At 61.5% G+C, this 16,658-nt stretch carries 16 protein-coding genes and 1 pseudogene; 4 read left to right on the top strand and 13 right to left on the bottom strand.

Translation table 11 applies throughout. The features are described from left to right. Positions 1 to 85 precede the first annotated feature (85 nt). Positions 86 to 2,539 (bottom strand): glycogen/starch/alpha-glucan phosphorylase, encoded by a 2,454-nt coding sequence (locus tag ACR0R4_RS12085; protein ID WP_433647685.1) that lies wholly within the window; start codon positions 2,537 to 2,539, stop codon positions 86 to 88. A gap of 200 nt (positions 2,540 to 2,739) precedes the next feature. Between ACR0R4_RS12085 and gap the strand changes: the two genes are divergently transcribed. Together gap and ACR0R4_RS12095 are read left to right on the top strand one after the other, a co-directional pair. Continuing rightward, positions 2,740 to 3,750 carry a type I glyceraldehyde-3-phosphate dehydrogenase gene (gene gap, locus ACR0R4_RS12090; protein WP_433647686.1) on the top strand — a complete coding sequence of 337 codons (1,011 nt, stop codon included), beginning with the start codon at positions 2,740 to 2,742 and terminating at the stop codon, positions 3,748 to 3,750. A 129-nt stretch (positions 3,751 to 3,879) separates the two neighbouring features. Next, positions 3,880 to 4,461, top strand: a complete 582-nt coding sequence (locus ACR0R4_RS12095; RefSeq protein ID WP_433647687.1) for an NADPH-dependent FMN reductase — start codon at positions 3,880 to 3,882, stop codon at positions 4,459 to 4,461. A gap of 1 nt (position 4,462) precedes the next feature. On the opposite strand, the gene ACR0R4_RS12100 is transcribed toward ACR0R4_RS12095, so the two are convergent. From ACR0R4_RS12100 to ACR0R4_RS12130, 7 genes and pseudogenes are all read right to left on the bottom strand, one after another. Then, the gene (locus tag ACR0R4_RS12100) at positions 4,463 to 5,314 is read right to left on the bottom strand and encodes a phosphatase PAP2 family protein (RefSeq protein WP_433647688.1); all 852 of its coding nucleotides are present in this window, start codon (positions 5,312 to 5,314) and stop codon (positions 4,463 to 4,465) included. A gap of 63 nt (positions 5,315 to 5,377) precedes the next feature. Next, positions 5,378 to 5,617 (bottom strand): thioredoxin family protein, encoded by a 240-nt coding sequence (locus ACR0R4_RS12105; protein WP_433647689.1) that lies wholly within the window; start codon positions 5,615 to 5,617, stop codon positions 5,378 to 5,380. 57 nt (positions 5,618 to 5,674) lie between these two features. Then, on the bottom strand, positions 5,675 to 6,754 hold the full coding sequence (locus ACR0R4_RS12110; RefSeq protein WP_433647690.1) for a permease: 1,080 nt from the start codon (positions 6,752 to 6,754) through the stop codon (positions 5,675 to 5,677). Positions 6,755 to 6,816: 62 nt separating this feature from the next. Then, positions 6,817 to 7,326 (bottom strand): MogA/MoaB family molybdenum cofactor biosynthesis protein, encoded by a 510-nt coding sequence (locus ACR0R4_RS12115; protein ID WP_433647691.1) that lies wholly within the window; start codon positions 7,324 to 7,326, stop codon positions 6,817 to 6,819. Beyond that, positions 7,323 to 7,811: pseudogene (gene moaC, locus ACR0R4_RS12120) on the bottom strand (cyclic pyranopterin monophosphate synthase MoaC). Before moaC ends, ACR0R4_RS12115 begins: the two are co-directional and overlap by 4 nt. After that, complete coding sequence (locus tag ACR0R4_RS12125) at positions 7,804 to 9,075, bottom strand: molybdopterin molybdotransferase MoeA (protein WP_433647692.1); 1,272 nt, start codon at positions 9,073 to 9,075, stop codon at positions 7,804 to 7,806. The pseudogene moaC and the gene ACR0R4_RS12125 overlap by 8 nt, the downstream one beginning before the upstream one ends. Positions 9,076 to 9,077: 2 nt before the next feature. Next, on the bottom strand, positions 9,078 to 9,326 hold the full coding sequence (locus ACR0R4_RS12130; protein ID WP_433647693.1) for a MoaD/ThiS family protein: 249 nt from the start codon (positions 9,324 to 9,326) through the stop codon (positions 9,078 to 9,080). 78 nt (positions 9,327 to 9,404) lie between these two features. Here ACR0R4_RS12130 and ACR0R4_RS12135 point away from each other — a divergent pair, with 78 nt between their 5' ends. Next, a complete protein-coding gene (locus ACR0R4_RS12135; protein WP_433647694.1) occupies positions 9,405 to 10,619 on the top strand; it encodes a ThiF family adenylyltransferase in 1,215 nt (404 codons plus the stop codon). Next, positions 10,616 to 11,023, top strand: a complete 408-nt coding sequence (locus ACR0R4_RS12140; protein ID WP_433647695.1) for a molybdenum cofactor biosynthesis protein MoaE — start codon at positions 10,616 to 10,618, stop codon at positions 11,021 to 11,023. Before ACR0R4_RS12135 ends, ACR0R4_RS12140 begins: the two co-directional genes overlap by 4 nt. A gap of 18 nt (positions 11,024 to 11,041) precedes the next feature. Here ACR0R4_RS12140 and moaA read toward each other — a convergent pair whose 3' ends face one another. The 5 genes from moaA to ACR0R4_RS12165 all read right to left on the bottom strand — a co-directional run bounded on the left by moaA (position 11,042) and on the right by ACR0R4_RS12165 (position 16,577). Next, on the bottom strand, positions 11,042 to 12,226 hold the full coding sequence (gene moaA, locus ACR0R4_RS12145; protein WP_433647699.1) for a GTP 3',8-cyclase MoaA: 1,185 nt from the start codon (positions 12,224 to 12,226) through the stop codon (positions 11,042 to 11,044). A 161-nt stretch (positions 12,227 to 12,387) separates the two neighbouring features. Beyond that, positions 12,388 to 13,518: a sulfate/molybdate ABC transporter ATP-binding protein gene (locus ACR0R4_RS12150; protein WP_433647696.1), complete on the bottom strand. Its 1,131-nt coding sequence runs from the start codon at positions 13,516 to 13,518 to the stop codon at positions 12,388 to 12,390. Next, complete coding sequence (locus ACR0R4_RS12155) at positions 13,515 to 13,928, bottom strand: molybdate ABC transporter permease subunit (RefSeq protein ID WP_433647700.1); 414 nt, start codon at positions 13,926 to 13,928, stop codon at positions 13,515 to 13,517. Before ACR0R4_RS12155 ends, ACR0R4_RS12150 begins: the two co-directional genes overlap by 4 nt. A 383-nt stretch (positions 13,929 to 14,311) precedes the next feature. Continuing rightward, positions 14,312 to 15,157, bottom strand: a complete 846-nt coding sequence (gene modA, locus ACR0R4_RS12160) for a molybdate ABC transporter substrate-binding protein (RefSeq protein ID WP_433647697.1) — start codon at positions 15,155 to 15,157, stop codon at positions 14,312 to 14,314. Between the two features lie 142 nt (positions 15,158 to 15,299). Beyond that, positions 15,300 to 16,577, bottom strand: a complete 1,278-nt coding sequence (locus tag ACR0R4_RS12165) for an integrase catalytic domain-containing protein (protein ID WP_433645643.1) — start codon at positions 16,575 to 16,577, stop codon at positions 15,300 to 15,302. Between the last annotated feature and the right edge of the window lie 81 nt (positions 16,578 to 16,658).

A 16,658-nucleotide genomic window follows, 5' to 3' on the forward strand; every position in this document is an offset into this window, starting at 1 on the left:
CTATCCAAGCACAATCCAGGCTCGTCGGGTGACGCGCATCGCGCGAGTTTCCCTCCTCTTCAACTGACACGTCGACGCGTGTCTGCTACCGGGCAGGATCCGGCAGGGCTGGGGTGATATCCCATATTTGATCCATATACTCGCGGATCGACCGATCGGAACTGAAATACCCCATCCGGGCGATGTTGAGGATCGCCTTGCGTTGCCACGTCTCGGCGTCGACGTAGGTGCGGTCGACCTCGGCCTGCGCGGCATCGTAGGTGTCGAAGTCGGACGCGACGAGGAACCAGTCGCTGTTCCACATCTGATCCACTATCGCGCCGTATCGGTGCGGATCGCCCGGGCTGAACGTTCCCTCGGCGATGGCCTGCAGCACCCCGAGCATCGCTGGGCTCTGTTCGATCGCCGTGCGCGCGTGATCTGGTTCTGCGCGGCGGGTGGCGACCTCTTCGGCAGTGAGGCCGAAGAGGAAGAAGTTCTCGGCCCCTACCCGTTCGCGGATCTCGACGTTCGCGCCATCCAGCGTGCCGATGGTGAGGGCACCGTTCAGGGCGAACTTCATGTTGCCGGTGCCCGAGGCCTCCATGCCGGCGGTCGAAATCTGCTCCGACAAATCCGCCGCGGGAATGAGCTTCTGCGCCATCGACACGTTGTAGTTGGGCGGGTACACGAGTCGGAGGTGATCGCGGGTGTCGGGGTCGTGATTGATGACCTCCCCGACATCGTTGATGAGTCGGATGATCTCTTTCGCGGTGTGGTAACTCGGTGCAGCCTTGCCGCCGAACACCTTCACGCGCGGCACCCAGTCGCCGCCCGGATTCTGTTTGATGCGCTGCCACTGGGCGATGGTCCAGAAGATATTGAGGAGTTGGCGCTTGTATTCGTGCTGCCGCTTGACGTGAACGTCGAAGAGGGCATCGACCGGCGCGCTGATGCCATGTTCTTCGCCCAGCCAGGTGATCAGCCGCTCTTTGGCCGCACGCTTCGTGGTTCCGAACGCGTCGCGGAACCCCGCATCGTCGGCGAAATCCTCCAGAGCGTGGAGACGCTCAAGGTCGGTCTCCCACCCCTCACCGACCGCTGCGGTGATGAGCCTTGCCAGCGGAGGATTGGCGAGTTTGATCCACCGCCTGGGTGTGACGCCGTTCGTAATGTTGACGATGCGTTCGGGGAATGCCCGGTCGAGCTCGGGAAAGAGGTCTTGTTTCACCAGCTCGGTGTGCAGGGCCGACACGCCGTTGACTTTGTGACTCGTCACGAACGCCAGATTGCCCATCTTGACGTGATCATGGTGGATCAGCCGCACGTCTGCGGAGAGCTCGCCGTGCAGCTCGACGAGTTGCGTGTCGAGCTGTTCGATGATCTGCAGATGCCTGGGCAACACCTTGCGCATGAGCCCGACGGACCACTGCTCGAGCGCCTCGGGCAGCAGGGTGTGGTTGGTGTAGCCGAGCACCTTGGTCGCGAGAGTGGCCGCCGCATCGAAGCCAAAGTCGTGATTGTCGACGAGCAGCCGGATCAGCTCGGGCCCAGCGATCGCCGGGTGAGTGTCGTTCATTTGGATGGCGACGTGCTGGGGCAGCGTGCTGAGGTCTTCGTGCGACTTCAGGTGGCGGCGCAGAATGTCTTGCACTGAGGCGGAGGTAAGGAAATACTCCTGCGCGAGGCGAAGCTCCTTGCCGCGATCGGTCGTGTCGTTGGGGTACAGCACGCGGCTGATCGTGCGGGCCCAGGCCTCGGGTTCGGCGGCGGCGGTGAAGTCACCCGCGTTAAAACGATCGAGATCGAAGAGCCTTGCGTCGGGAAGCGCGGCCCAGAGACGCAGAGTGTTCGCCCACTTTCCTCCGTATCCAACAATCGGGGTGTCGTGTGCAGCCGCGACCACCTGCATGCGGGGGCGCCAGACGCTGCGACCCTCTTCCACGCTCACCTCGCCGCGGAAACCGATGTCATACGCTGACTCGGGTCGCGTGAAGTTCCATGGGTTTTCGGTTGTGAGCCAGTCTTCGGGTGACTCGACCTGTTGCCCGTGCTCAAAGCGCTGGGTAAACAGACCGTGCTCGTAACGAATGCCATAACCGTATGCGGGGCAGCCGAGCGTGGACATGGATTCGAGGTAGCAGGCGGCGAGCCTGCCGAGGCCACCATTGCCAAGGGCGGCATCCGGCTCGTCTTCGGCGATGATGTCGAAGCTCTGGCCGAGCTCTGCGAGAGCTTCAGCGGCGACATCGCGCAGGCCGAGGTTGATCGCCGTGTCCTCCAGCAACCGCCCGATGAGGAACTCCATCGAGAGGTAGTAGACGCGCTTGCGATCCTCGGCCCAGGTGCGCCGGGTTGCTGCGAACCAGGGGGTGAGGGCGAAGTCGCGGATCGTGTGCGACAGGGCCGTGCGCCAATCAAAAATGGAAGCATGATCGGGGTCGGTGCCGACCGTGTACTTCACATGGTGCAACAACCAGTCGCGGAAGCGTTCCGGTGTGGGTGCACCCGTCGATGGATCGGTGATCTCGAAGCGATGGGCCTCGGGGCTCTCGAGCATGGAACTCCTGGAGGTCGTGTGCCTTGGACGCGTCAGTTCTCATCCTAGGGAACCCGACGCCCCGGCCGCACGTTCCGTAAATGTCACACACTTGTCACGCAGTTGTCACGTGATCGTGAGAAGCTTCGCTTAAAGGCGAGACTGTTGTCGAAGGCTCGGGATGGCTCGTGCCGAACTCGTTTGCGGAGGGTGAACTCACAATGAACAAGCGAATTGCAATCAACGGCTTTGGTCGGGTCGGTCGTAGCGTGCTGCGCGTGCTCCTCGAGGAGGAGAGCGAACTTGACCTGGTCGCCATTAATGACCTCACCGATGGCGAAACCCTCGCGCAACTCTTCAATTTTGACTCGGTCTACGGTCGGGCGCCCCAGGCCGCGCGTGTCGAACGCGGTGCGGATGGCGAGGAGCTGGTGGTGGGGGAGCGGCGGATCCGCCTCTTCACACAGCCAGACCCATCTCTCCTGCCCTGGGCCGCGCTGCAGGTGGGAACGGTGCTTGAATCGACCGGTCGTTTCGCGAAGGCAGAAGCTGCCCGGGCGCACCTCGATGCCGGTGCCGAGCGGGTACTCGTGAGCGCGCCCGCCTCGGGCGCGGATGCCACGCTGGTGAGGGGAGTGAATTGGGGCAGCTACGATCCGGTCGCGCACCGGATCGTCTCGACCGCGTCGTGCACCACGAATGCGCTTGCCCCGCTCGCGAAGGTGCTGCACGATCTGGCAGTGATCGAACAGGGGTTCGTGTCGACCGTGCACGCCTACACGCAGGATCAGAACTTGGTGGACGGACCGCACCGCGATCTGCGCCGGGCACGAGCCGCCGCGCTGAACATTGTGCCCACCTCGACCGGCGCAGCCAAAGCCATAGGCCTGGTTCTGCCCGAGCTCGAGGGGAGACTCGCCGGCGATGCGCTTCGCGTGCCTGTGCCCGTCGGCTCGATCGTCGAGCTCACCGCACTGGTGAGCCGCGAGGTGACCGTCGAGCAGGTACTTGCTGCCTACCGCGAGGCAGCCGCCGGTGAACTCGCCAGGGTGCTCGTGTACTCAGAGGCGCCGCTGGTCTCGTCCGACATAGTGGGCGACCCCGCGTCCTCCATCTTTGATTCTGGGCTCGTGCGGGTCTTGGGTCGGCAGGTCAAGGTCTCGGCCTGGTACGACAACGAGTGGGGCTTCTCACACCGCGCGGCGGAGACCCTGGCGCTGCTCGCCGGCTAAAAATACCTTTACACTCCTGGGAATAGTTGAATCGTCAAGTTGTTGTACTCGATAGCGCCACATGCGCGCGGGGGATTTCGGGAGGCCGGATCCGCCGCCACTTGTCACAGAACATTCGAGGAGCACTACATGACCAAGATCGCGATCATCACCGGTTCGACCCGTCCCGGCCGCAACAACGTCGGCGTTGCCGAGTGGGTGTTGGCTCAGGCGCAGCAGCGCGGTGACGCAGATTACGAGCTGGTCGACATCGCCGACTTCAATCTGCCGTTGCTCGATGAGGCCATGCCGGCTGCATACCAGCAGTACAGCAACGACCACACCAAGGCTTGGTCGGCGAAGATCGCCGAGTTTGATGGTTTTGTGTTTATCGCCGGCGAGTACAACCACACCGTGGTCCCTGCGCTCTCCAACGCGCTGTCATACCTGAACGCCGAGTGGGCGAATAAGGCCGCCGGAATCGTCGGCTACGGCTCGGCCTTCGGTGTGCGCGCGGTTGAGCACCTGCGCGGCATCCTCTCCGAGCTGCAGATTGCGCACGTGCAGAAGACCGGCATGTTCTCGCTCTTCACCGACTTCGAGAACTTCTCCACCTTCGCACCGACTGAACTGCAGGCTGAGTCCGTCGCTCCGATGCTGGATCAGCTCGTCGTGTGGACCCGCGCGCTTGAGGCCGTGCGCGCAGGTGCGCTGGTCGGCGCCTCGGCGTAGGTCAGTCTGGCTGTTCGCGCCGGGCGCGCACCGCGAGGTACAACTGGTGGGCGGTGATAACCGCCACGAGCCAGGCGAGGCCCAGGATCCACGCGAATAGCACATCGGTGAACCAGTGGTGGCCGAGAAATACCCGGGTGAGGCCCGTGGTGATCACGAACAGAGTGGCGACGCTCAGCGTGATCACCCGGGCCCATCGGCGTTTCTGGCGCAGAACTACGAGATACGCGATGATGCCGATGATCGCGACGGCGTTGAGCGTGTGGCCGCTCGGGAACGACGCCGAGTGTTCGTAGGGGGGCACGGCGTCGGTAAGCGGGGGGCGGTCGCGGCCGAAGATGAGCTTGCCCGCCACGGTCATGAGCAGCGATCCTGAGCCCGCGGCGACGATGAGGATCGCGGGTGTCCATGACCTGCGACGCAGTGAGAAAATGAGGATCGCAGCGACGGCGATCAGTGGCATGCCGAAGGTGCCGGCGATGTTCGTGTACCAGGTGAGGGCGGCATCGGCCCCGGGTGATCGGAGCGAAATCGCGAGGTCGAGCATCGGCCGGTCGAGGCCCGCCACACCGTCTTCGTCGGTGACCGCGTCGTAGACCTCCGCCGCGGCCACGCTCAGGGCGAAGAATACGGCCAGGCCGATGCCCAGAATGATGAGCAGCATGCCGTTGGGGCCGAGCCGTCGGCTCAGCGCGGTCGTGGTGTCAGCGATGCGCGCCCAGAGTGTTGCCGCGGGTGCCGGTGGTGTCTGCCGGTCGTTGGCGAGTTCGCCCGAGACACCCTTGTCTGGTTTGCCTCGCTCGCCGAGACTGTCTGGCGTGCCGTGGACGTTTGGCGAGTCGGGCTTCGTCATGTGCGCTCCATGACTCAAGGGTAGACGTACGGGTGAGTTACCTGGGTCGGGACGCCGCGAAAGCTACTTGGCCACGACGATGAGCTCGCGGATCGCGCGAGTCAGGGGCACCTTGCCCGAAACCACCACCTGCTCGTCAATCACCAGCGCGGGAGTCTGCATCACCCCGTAGGCGGCGATCTCGGCGTAGTCGGTCACCTTCGACACCGTAGCATCCTGCCCCAACTCGGTGAGGGCCTCCTTGGTGCGCTTTTCGAGGGTGGCGCAGTTTCGGCACCCGGGCCCGAGAATCTTGATTTCCATGTGCATACCTTTCGATGAGGATCAGCCAGCCATACGCTGAGAAGCCAAACTGGCCTTCTAGCGGGCTAGGGGGATCAGGTTAAAGATGAAACCGATCAGGTAGATCGCGGCGAGCACGACCCCGGTGAAGATTGCGAGGAGCGGCAACTTCATCACCCGGCGCAGCATGATGAGCGACGGGATAGAGAGGGCGACGAGGCTCATCATGAATGCCATTGTGGTGCCGAGGGCGACCCCCTTCGCGTAGAGCGCGGAGGCGAGCGGCACGACGGCGGCCGGGTTCGCGTAGAGCGGGGCACCGGCGAATGTGGCAATGAGGAGCGAGAAGGGATTATCTGGCCCCGCGACGGTCGCGAAGAACTCGTCAGGTACCCAGCCGTGGATCGCGGCCCCGATCAGCACCCCGAGCAGGAGGAACGGGAGGATCTTCTTCAGCATGTCGCGGGTTTCGTCCCACGAGGCCGAGACCCGGTCGCGCATAGAGGGTCTCGTGCCAGCTGTCGCGAGCTGCGCGGTGCGGCTAGTGAATACGAATGGCTCGATCCACTTCTCGAGCTTGAAACGCGAGAGCACAAGCCCGACCGCGATCGAAACCAGGGCACCAGCGAGCGCCCACCCTGCCGCAATATCCCACCCGAAGGTACCGCCCATCAAAATGATGCCGGTCTCGCTGATGAGTGGTGACGAGACGAGGAAGGCGAGCGTTACCGAGAGCGGCACGCCGGCGGCGACAAGGCCGATGAAGATCGGGATCGAGCTGCAGGAACAGAACGGAGTGATCGCACCGAGCACCACCGCGAGTAGAATTCCTACGATTAGCCCCTTGCCAGCGAGCACTCCGCGCACCTTTTCGGGTGAAATCTGCGTGTTGACGAGGCCCACGAGAAACAGCAGGCCGAGCAGCAGGAGCGAGATCTTGACGGTGTCGTATAGGAAAAACTCGACCGCGGCGCCGAGCGTCGAGACCAGATCCACGCGCAACACATCGCCCAGCAGCCATGGCCACAGCACTTCATTCGCCGCGAATATCACGCCCCAGGCTGCGGCGAGTGCACCGAGAAATGCCCATACGCGCAGATCGTCTCGCGAGCGCTGAGTCCGAGAGGCGGGCGAGGTGGGGGTCGTGCCGAGCGTCACTGCCCACTCCTCTCGTCGTGTCTGATTCGATTCTAATCGATGCAGAATTTGAGCGTGGTCAGCTATGAATGATTTGCCCGACCCGAGTGGCCCTTTCGGCCTGTGCGTTGCTGAACGAGGTGATCCAATACGGGTGCAAGAACAGCGAGCCCGTCGTCGACACCGCCTGGCGAACCGGGGAGATTGACGATCAATGTGTTGCCAGCGAAGCCCGCAACTCCACGTGTCAGGATCGCGATCGGGGTGACGCCGACACCGCGACGCCGGATTTCCTCGATGATGCCGGGAATCTGGATGTCGAGCAGAACAACCGTCTCTTCGGGCGTCGTGTCGTCGGGTGAAACTCCGGTACCGCCCGTGGTAATGATCACACTGGGGGTGCCGACGAGCGCCGCCTTCAGCGCCTGTCCCACTTCAGTCCCATCAGCCACGACATGTGGAGTGCCTGTGTGGTACCCGTAATCGTTCAGCCACCGCGCAATCACCGGGCCGGTGGTGTCGAGAGCCACACCCGCGGCGGCCGAGGTTGACGCAACAATCACTGCGCCGCTGCGAGGCTCGGAGGAACTCACGAAAGCTCCCAGTCGCCGCTCTTCCCGCCAGACTTCGCGAGCACCTGAATATCAGTGATGCGGGCATGTCGGTCGACTGCCTTGATCATGTCATAGAGAGTCAGCGCGGCGATGCTGGCGGCGGTAAGTGCCTCCATCTCCACACCTGTGACGCCCTGTGTGGTGACCGAAGCTATCACGCGCACTCGATCATGCTCGGGCTCAAAATCGATAGAAAGCTTTGTGAGGGGGAGCGGATGGCACAGCGGAATGAGTTCAGCCGTGCGTTTTGCGCCCATGATGCCCGCGATCCGAGCCGTACCGAGCGACTCGCCCTAGGGTAGCGCGCCGGTGACCAAGAGCTGGATCACCTCTGGCTGGGTCTCGAGGACGGCCTGCGCCCGTGCGGAACGGCGCGTGATTGGTTTGTCGGTCACGTCGACCATGTGCGCGCTTCCGTCTGCACGTATGTGGGTGAGTTCGGAAGGGGGCAAGTTGTCATTCATGAATGCTCCAGGTATTCACTTGAGAACCCGCGGGTGCGAACGCGACCCCGTCGGGAATTTCGGCAATCAGGTCAGCCCCGGCAAGATCGCTGAGTAGGTGTGAGCCCGGGGGCGACACGGTAACGGTGCCATCAGCGAGGACCCGACCACGGCGTAACTGCAGCTTGTGCTCGGGTGAGTGCACATCTTCGGCGAGCGTTCGGAGCACACGGGTTCTGTCAGGCGCTCTGCCTGCGAGACGGCGCAGCGTCGGCAACAAAAACAGCTCAGCTGACAAGAATGAACTCACCGGGTTTCCCGGAAAACACAGTGCGACTACTGTGGGACCACCCGAAGGCGGTGCGACAGTGCCGAGGCCCTGTGGGCCTCCGGGTTGCATGGCTACCCCGACGAATTGAGCACCCAGCGGGTTGAAGGCCTCTCGCACGACCTCAAACGCCCCAGCACTAATCCCACCCGAGGTGACCAGCAGATCTACCCCGGCGGCCTCGTGATCGAGGAGCGCGTACAGGTCTTCTTTGTGGTCGCCTAAACGTGCCGTGCGTACTTCAGCACCGGTCGCACGAAGCGCCGCTGCCAACATCGGCGTGTTCGCATCGTGGATGCGGCCGCGTGACAGCGTCTCTCCTGCGCGTGAAAGTTCGTCGCCGGTCGCGCACAGCAACACACGAAGCCTTCTGCGCACGGGAATTTTGACGATCCCCGCTGAAGCGAGTGAACCGATGAGAGCGGGGGTCAGGCGCACCCCAGCCCCGACCAGTTCACTGTTCGATGGGAGATCCTCACCCTGTCGCCGAACGAACTGCCCAATGGGTGGGGTCTTGACGATGTGGATCTCACCAGATGGGTTTCCATCATTCGCTCGCACAAGGGGCGGAAACGATGCGGGCTGGCAGTGCTCAACGGGAATAACAGTGTCGGCGCCCTCAGGGATCGCCGCTCCGGTCATCACGGGCGAGGCGGTTCCGGGTTGGTGACGAAGGGGCGGATCGCCCGCTGCGGTCGCGACGCCCAGGGGAAGCGAGATCGGTTGCTCGATATGTGCGCCGATGATGTCTTCCAGCCGCACCGCGTACCCGTCCATTTGCGAATTGTCAAAGGGAGGAAGTGGGAACGAGGAAGAGAGGGCGTTGGCGGTCACCCGATCTAGCAGGTCAGGGTCGGAGATGCGCACAAATTCGGGCGGATCCTGCTCGATTCGAGCAACAACTGGCGCGAGCAGCGCGCGGACTTCGACCAGGTGCTCGGCGACACTTCGTGCCATCCTTAGCCGCCCGCGAAGGGGGGAAGGACGTCGACCACGAACCCATTCTCAAGCTCAGTCTCTTCCCTGGAAACACCATTGACGAGGAAAGTTCCGGAACGCACGATGCGCGTCATCTGATCGCCATGCCGCTCACACAGAGCAACTCGGAGCGATGCGAGAGACGACACGAATTCGGAATCCCACTGTTCGGCGTCGACTCCAGCGACCTCGGCCGCAGCGGCAAAATATCGAACGGTGAAGTCGGTCATAGCTGTCATGTTAGCCGGACTTCGGGAGAACTTTTGGTCGCAGGCCCCTTCGCACCGAACGACCCTAGAATCAATCACATGAGTGATGTCCGGCCCCACCACCCCGGGTCGTTGGTAGAGCCCAGTGCAGAGCTCACCGACGACCAGGCCGCTCGTGCGCAGCGCCAAATGATCTTGCCGGGCTTCGGTGAAATCGCACAACGACGATTGGCGAATGCGCGCGTACTCGTGATCGGTGCGGGCGGACTGGGGAGTGCCTGCGTGCCTTACCTTGCTGGCGCAGGGGTAGGAACCATCGGAGTGGTCGATAACGATGTGGTCGAACTGTCGAATCTGCACCGCCAGGTTCTGCACGGAACGAAAGATGTAGGCCGGGCAAAAACCGCGTCGTTTGCTGACGCGGTGCACGCATTGAATCCTGGCGTACGGTTGCAGACACACCAGCTCAGGTTGAATTCGGAAAATGCACTCCGCCTCTTTCGCGACTACGACCTGGTCATCGACGGCAGCGATAATTTCCCCACCCGGTACCTGGTGAGCGATGCCTCCGAGCTGCTCGCCCTTCCCCTCGTATGGGGCGCAATTTTTCAAACCTTCGGTCAAGTGAGCGTTGCGTGGCAGCCGCACGGCCCCGGATACCGTGACCTGTTTCCGGTGCCACCAGCGCCCGGAGACGTGCTGAACTGTGGCGAGGGGGGTGTTCTGCCGAGCCTGTGCGGCACGATCGGTTCTTTGCTTGCCACCGAAGCCCTGAAGTTGATTACCGGGTTGGGTGATCCTCTCCTCGGGCGCGTGTTGATCTATGACGCATTGAGTGCGCGGATGTCGGAGTTGCCGTTTCAGCGTCACCCCGATCGGCAACCAGTGCTTGAACTCGTCGACTATGAGGTTTTCTGCGCGGGACCAGCCGAGCTTCCCCCCAGCATCGAGGCGACTGATCTCGCCGCACGATTACGGTCGGGTGCCAAGACCCGGCTTCTCGATGTACGTACCGATGTAGAGCGATCGCTGAGACACATCATTTCGTCAGAATCACTGACACTTACCGATCTTGAAGCGTCGGAGTTTTCGCTCCAGGAACCGGTGATCCTCTACTGCGAGAACGGTCCTCGATCGATACGCGCGGCTCAGATTCTGCGGGAACGAGGTGGAACTGAAGCGTGGTTCCTCGCGGGTGGGATTCGCGCCTTCGCGGCCCATGCCCCAGACCTGCTGCAGTCCGGCTCCGAACCCTCAGCCCGAAGCGCACCCTCCACCAATAATCAGTACCTCACCAAGGACGAAAAACGATGAGTTTCGCTCGCATCACCGATCAGCCCATTTCAGAGTTTTCACTGCATACAAGCGTGATGTCTCCCGACTGCGGTGCCCTCGTGGTGTTTCATGGCGTGGTGAGAAACCACGATGACGACCGGGGAGTGCTCGCACTCGAATACCACGCACACCCTGATGCCGAGCGATTTCTTGCGGAATGTGTCGGAGCGGAGGAGCAGCGCACGGGGCTCTCGCTTGCGGCGGTGCATCGGATCGGCCAATTGAAAGTCGGAGAGGTGGCGCTCATTGCCGCGGCGGCATCCGCGCATCGCGGCGAGGCTTTCGCGGCGGTCGAACAACTCGTCGACCGTATTAAGCACGAAGTTCCCATTTGGAAACGGCAGGAATTTTCAGATGGACTCTCAGAGTGGGTGGGTGTTTAGCTGGTTCTGTTCGCGAGTTCACCCCCCGATATACGACATCTCGATTCGGCGCCTACCGGAAATCTGAGCGGTCTCACCTTCCTTCACTGTGGATCCCGACGCGTCTGGTTTGTGCTCACCCGAGTGAGGGTGAGCGTTCTGAGCCCGTTGGTCTGAGTAATGATCGTCACGACGGTTCCAAGTTTTTGCGAGTGCTTGGGTCAGGGCGCTATCGCCGTCTTGACCCTCAGGGTCGGTGCGCATGAGGTCTCGAAGATTCACCCCCTCAGTGGCGAATAAGCAGGTAAAGAGCTGACCTTCGGCAGAAACGCGTGCACGCGTGCAGTTACCGCAAAACGCCTCTGTCACACTTGAGATCACGCCGATCTCGCCAGCACCGTCCTGGTACCTCCAGCGTTTCGCGGTCTCACCTTCGCTGGTGGCAGGGAACGGCTCCAGGGGATACACCGCGTGGATACGCGCGATTACCTCGGCGGAGGGAACCACATCATCAAGTACCCAGCCGTTCGTCGAACCAACGTCCATATATTCGATAAATCGGAGGATGTGCCCGCTCCCTCGAAAGTGCCGGGCGAGTGTCAGAATCTCATCATCATTCACACTTCGCTTGATGACCGCATTGACCTTAACCGGGTGTAATCCGGCTTGCTGCGCCGCATCGATGCCAGCAAGCACGCGCGATACGGGGAAGCGGACATCGTTCATCTGTTGAAACTTAGCGTCGTTCAAGGAATCGAGCGATACGGTGACTCGATTGAGCCCAGCTGCACGCAACGCCGCAGCCTTTACGGGTAACGCCGAACCATTCGTGGTGAGGGCCAAATCCAGAGGGCGTCCGCTCGGCGTGCGCAGTGCTGAGAGCATCTCGATCAGTGTCTCAATACCTCGTCTCAACAGTGGCTCCCCACCTGTTAAGCGGATCTTCTCGACTCCGAGCTGTGCGGCGACACTGGCGAGCCGAGTGATTTCTTCAAAGGTCAGCAGTTCTCTGCGTTCGAGAAACTGGTAGTCGCGCCCGAAAATTTCTTTAGGCATGCAGTACACGCAGCGAAAATTGCACCGGTCTGTGACCGAGATCCGCAGATCGCGCAGTGGCCGGTTCCGCGTATCACGTAAGCCCAGTGCCGGCAGGCGCTGAATACGTGTCGACACCGCGGGAGCTTGCCCTTTGAGCTGGCGAATAGTCGATTTCGCGTGCGTCACTGATTGAGCAGGATCCAGTACCTTCTCGGGAGAGGCTGGGATCCACTCGTGTGGTGAGTCTTCCGAGACATGCATGGACCCTCCCTTAGTGCGTCCACCCTAACAGGCTAGAATCGCGCGGACTGCTGGAAAGTCAGCCTGCGCGTGACCCGGGTCTCGTGTTATCGGGCTTCCGTGCCGGGTGCGAAACTGACAGCGTGGGGAGGAAGCTCAAAAATGAGCGTCTGGCCTGGACTCAACCCAAAGGTGTGCGCGCGAGAAAGCGGAACCTCGGCGACCGACCCCGTCCAGTTTCTGCCTGTGACGCGCACCCCTGAGCCAGTGACTGTGAGCTCTCCGACATCATCTGTCCACGATTGAATGCTGCCCTCAGCTTGCCTGTCGCCCTGCGGCGATACGCGCACATCTCTCGGGTCAAACGAGGCGACGGCATCGCCTGACGGGCAGGGAAGGTCTCCGACACCTCGGAGTTCTGGTAGCGGCGCCCGTGCCAGCTGAAGTGTTCCTCGCGCCGATGCGGATCCGCGAATGAGCACGCGACCTGAAAACCTGGCCGCGAAATCGGTGCGTGGCGTGCTGAGGATCTCGTGAACCGGACCCTGCTGAGTGATACGACCGTGCTCAAGCACACAGACTTCTTGGGCAAGCTCCAGCAGGTCAACAGCGTTGTGAGTCACGAGGAGCGCTGGAATCTGAAGCCTGGAGAGTTCGGCGGCAATCAGACCACGAATGCTGCCCGCGGTACTCGCGTCGAGCGCTGCAAACGGCTCATCAAGCAGCACCGCTGCAGGTTTCGCAGCAAGTGTGCGGGCGATGGCCACTCGTTGTTGCTGACCACCGGAAAGTTCATGCGCGCGGGCTGCCCCTCTCCCAGGGAGCCCCACGCGCTCGAGCCATTGGTCTGCCAACGCAAACGCGTGTCGGCGGGAGACTCCAGCGGCTCGAGGCCCGAAAGCGATGTTTTCCTGAGCCGAGAGGTGGGGAAACAAGCGGGCGCGCTGGTCAAGGTACCCGAGTTTTCGCTGCGCGCGGGGGAGATGCTGGCTGCGTATTCGCTCACCAGCCTGTGAAAGGATTCGCTCTCCGATACGCACCGATCCACTGCGGATTGTGATGTCCCCTGCGATAGCTTTGAGCAGGCTCGACTTACCGGCGCCGTTGGGGCCGATGATGCCCACGGTCTTGCCTGGTGGTGCTTCGAGCGCTGCCGAGAGCGAAAAGGAACCGCGAGAAAGCGTGATCTCTGCCTGGAAGGAATCTCCAGGGTTCATATCTCGATCAATCGCACTCACTGCGTCACCGGCATCCTTCTGCTGCGCAGGAACACCAGAGCCGCGATAGCGAGCACAATGAGCAGAAGTGCAAGTGCCAGGGCGGTGTCTTGCCCGACGCCTGAGCCATTAAACGCGGTGTAGATCGCGAGGGGGATTGTCTGTGTTGTTCCGGCGGCGTTTCCAGCGAACAGGGCTGTTGCTCCGAACTCGCCGAGTGCGCGGGTGAAACTCAATACGGTTCCGGCGATGAGTGCTGGTGCAATGAGTGGAAGGGTAACTTTTCGCAACACCATGAACGGGCTGGCGCCAAGGCTCTCGGCGACACGCTCGAACCCGGTATCGGCACTCCGGAGGGCCCCTCGACGGAAATGACGAGGAACGGCAAAGCAACAAATGTTTGTGCAATCACTACGGCCGCGGTGGTGAATGGGATTCGCAGCCCGAGCACGGCGAGCGCGTCACCCAGTACTCCGTTGCGGCCGAGCAGGAGCAGCAGTGCCATACCACCTACGAGCGGGGGGGAGCACCAGGGGCAGCATGACGAGCGCCCGGAGCACGGCCGCGGGAAGCCCGCTCAGTCGAACCAATAGCAGAGCTAAGGGCACCCCAAGAACGATGCACAGCATCGTGGCGCAGGCCGCGGTGGTGAGGGAGAGTTGCAAAGCAGAAAGCGCTTCCGGAGCCTGGAGAGAGCGCGGAACCTCAGCCCAGTTGATGCGCAACAAAATGGCCAGGAGTGGCAAGACAAGCACTGCAAGTGCGATAGTCGCGGGGATCCACAAAAATACTGGGAAGCGCGTCTGCCCAGTGTTCACGGCGTGCCGAAGCCAAATTCGGCGAGGATTCGTTTGCCGTCGGCAGATAGCACGAATGCAGTGAATGCGAGCGCAGCCTCGGAAGACGCTGCGCCTTGCACCACGCCGATCTGGTAGTGATTCAGGTTATTCTCCGCGCCTGCAATAGTGATGCCCTCGACTTCTCCCGCAGCACTCAGAACATCAGTTCGGTATACCAGGCCAGCGTCGGCCTCGAGGTTTCGTACCTTGGAGAGTACCGCACTGACTGACTGTTCTTCACTGACTGGAGTGACCGACACATTTGCGCGACGAAGAAGTGACCGAGATGCGTTGCCGCACGGGACTTCCGCGGCGCACAACACCACAAGTGGAGCGCCACTCTCAGTGTCCGAAAGATCGGCAAGTGAGTCGATACCGAGCGGGTTCTCGGGCGCAACGGCAATCACGAGTTCATTCGTGGCAAACAGCGATGGCCCATGAGCCACGAGTCCCGCATCAGCCACCGTGCTCATGGTGCGCTCGTCAGCTGAGGCGAAAATATCTGCCGGTGCGCCCGCGACAATCTGAGTTGCGAGCGTCGAAGAACCGTCGAAAACGGTGGGTGTGAAGGTGACACCCGGGTGAGACTCCATGAACTCTGTTGTGAGCACGTTGAAGGCCGCAGTGAGAGATGCGGCTGCGTAAACGGTGATCTCACCCTGTACCGTCGACTCCTGCGTCGACGATGATGCCGAGGGGAGCGACGTAGGACCCGTCTCTGACGAGGACGCTGAGCAGGCAGAGAGCGGAAGGAGCGCGCCAAGAATCAGTGTCAAGGGGCCGAGCCGTGCAAACACCTGAACACCCGCAGTGCGTTTCATGGATTCTTCTCCAGCTGATTGCGTCACCACTTGTGACAAGCGGGACACTTGTCACTGTGACTCTAACTCCGTAGTGCCTCATGTCAAGATGATCGCGTAGTTCATCTTGTGCCTCACATAGATTGATCGCGTAACCCCGCGTTCAAGCCGAGCGGAGTTTCACCCCGCCCGACTGTCGCCCGCGCCGTCGTCTCTTCGATTCTTCGACCTCGGCCGTCAGGACCTCGGTCTTCCACCCGGCTTTGGTCATGAGCATGCCCTGATACCTGACAATGTCACGGCTCAGCTCGACCGGGTTGAGCTTCGCATACGTCTTTTCTAGCTCTCGCGTTTGCTGCAGGGAAAGTATGCCGGACTCGAGTAACCGCTCATACGGGGTCCGGGGAGCGTCATACACTCGCCGCCTACGCCCTTGCCCATCAGCTTCCCACCCCACTGGTTTCTTCGTGGGCGTGAAGAAGTTCATCTTCAGCATCACGACATGCCAAAGCCGTTCGAGGACTTCTCGTTCGTCGGTGGTGTCGTAACGGTAGTAGAAGCCGTACTTACGGACGATGTGGTTGTTCTTTGATTCCACGACCGCTTGATCGTTCTTCTTGTATGGCCGAGACCTCGTGAAGAAGATCTTTCGGCCGCGGGCCCATTCAACGACTTTGTCGTTGATGAACTCGCTCCCGTTATCGCAGTCCAACCCGGCAATCGCGAACGGTAACGCAGCCTCGAGACGCTCGAGAGCTGTGATCATGTGCACGCGCGCGTTGTTCCGCAACACTTCCAGGTGCGTCCACCCGGTGTGCACGCAGGTCGCGGTGAGGGTCCTCGCGAACTCGCCTTTCAGTGTTGGGCCGCAATGCGCGACCGTGTCGCACTCCATGAATCCCGGCTCGTGTTCTGCCTCGTCGCCCGCTTTCCGGATCGTGATCGAGGTACGTAGCAGCGCGCCAGAGCGGGTGGCCGAGATCCCTTTCAGATCGAGTGCTCGCCGGTGCTCTTGCAGGTAGCGATCGATCGTCGCGGCGGACATGCGTAAGAGCTCGGCACGCACCTCGGGACTGTAGTCGTGCTTACCATTGCGGAGCTCACCATGGGCTTCGAGCTGGGGGATCCACGCGGGGATCATCTCGTGCATATATTTCCCGCACGGGTACATCATGACCTTCCACAGCCACACCAGCACCCGTTTCGATGCTGCAGAGTACGTCGTTGGGCGGTGACGGCGACGATCGAGCTGGGAGACATTCTTCACGCCCAAATGCGGTCTGGTGAGATAACGCCTGGCTGACACCCGAGACAGACCGGTGGTTGCGCAGAACTGATCCAGAATCTTCGATTTCTCGGACCTGCTCGCGGTCTTATAGGCCTGTTTGAGTTGTTTGGTGACTTCGATTCGTGTCGGCACTGACACCACACCCTTGTTCATACCGGTTCAGCGTAAGAGTATGCGATCAAAGTATGTGAGGCACGACTCGGGCTACGCGATCAATATACGTAAGGTACGCCG

Origin of the sequence: Leucobacter fengyongliangi (assembly GCF_050971685.1) — a bacterium.
GTDB lineage: Bacteria > Actinomycetota > Actinomycetes > Actinomycetales > Microbacteriaceae > Leucobacter.

What these genes read in the sequence shown, in the direction of transcription:
- ACR0R4_RS12085 (WP_433647685.1), bottom strand. Translation starts at nt 2,539, where the DNA reads ATGCTCGAGAGCCCCGAGGCCCATCGCTTCGAGATCACCGATCCATCG.
- gap (WP_433647686.1), top strand. Translation starts at nt 2,740, where the DNA reads ATGAACAAGCGAATTGCAATCAACGGCTTTGGTCGGGTCGGTCGTAGC.
- ACR0R4_RS12095 (WP_433647687.1), top strand. Translation starts at nt 3,880, where the DNA reads ATGACCAAGATCGCGATCATCACCGGTTCGACCCGTCCCGGCCGCAAC.
- ACR0R4_RS12100 (WP_433647688.1), bottom strand. Translation starts at nt 5,314, where the DNA reads ATGACGAAGCCCGACTCGCCAAACGTCCACGGCACGCCAGACAGTCTC.
- ACR0R4_RS12105 (WP_433647689.1), bottom strand. Translation starts at nt 5,617, where the DNA reads ATGGAAATCAAGATTCTCGGGCCCGGGTGCCGAAACTGCGCCACCCTC.
- ACR0R4_RS12125 (WP_433647692.1), bottom strand. Translation starts at nt 9,075, where the DNA reads ATGGCACGAAGTGTCGCCGAGCACCTGGTCGAAGTCCGCGCGCTGCTC.
- ACR0R4_RS12130 (WP_433647693.1), bottom strand. Translation starts at nt 9,326, where the DNA reads ATGACCGACTTCACCGTTCGATATTTTGCCGCTGCGGCCGAGGTCGCT.
- ACR0R4_RS12135 (WP_433647694.1), top strand. Translation starts at nt 9,405, where the DNA reads ATGAGTGATGTCCGGCCCCACCACCCCGGGTCGTTGGTAGAGCCCAGT.
- ACR0R4_RS12140 (WP_433647695.1), top strand. Translation starts at nt 10,616, where the DNA reads ATGAGTTTCGCTCGCATCACCGATCAGCCCATTTCAGAGTTTTCACTG.
- modA (WP_433647697.1), bottom strand. Translation starts at nt 15,157, where the DNA reads ATGAAACGCACTGCGGGTGTTCAGGTGTTTGCACGGCTCGGCCCCTTG.
- ACR0R4_RS12165 (WP_433645643.1), bottom strand. Translation starts at nt 16,577, where the DNA reads ATGAACAAGGGTGTGGTGTCAGTGCCGACACGAATCGAAGTCACCAAA.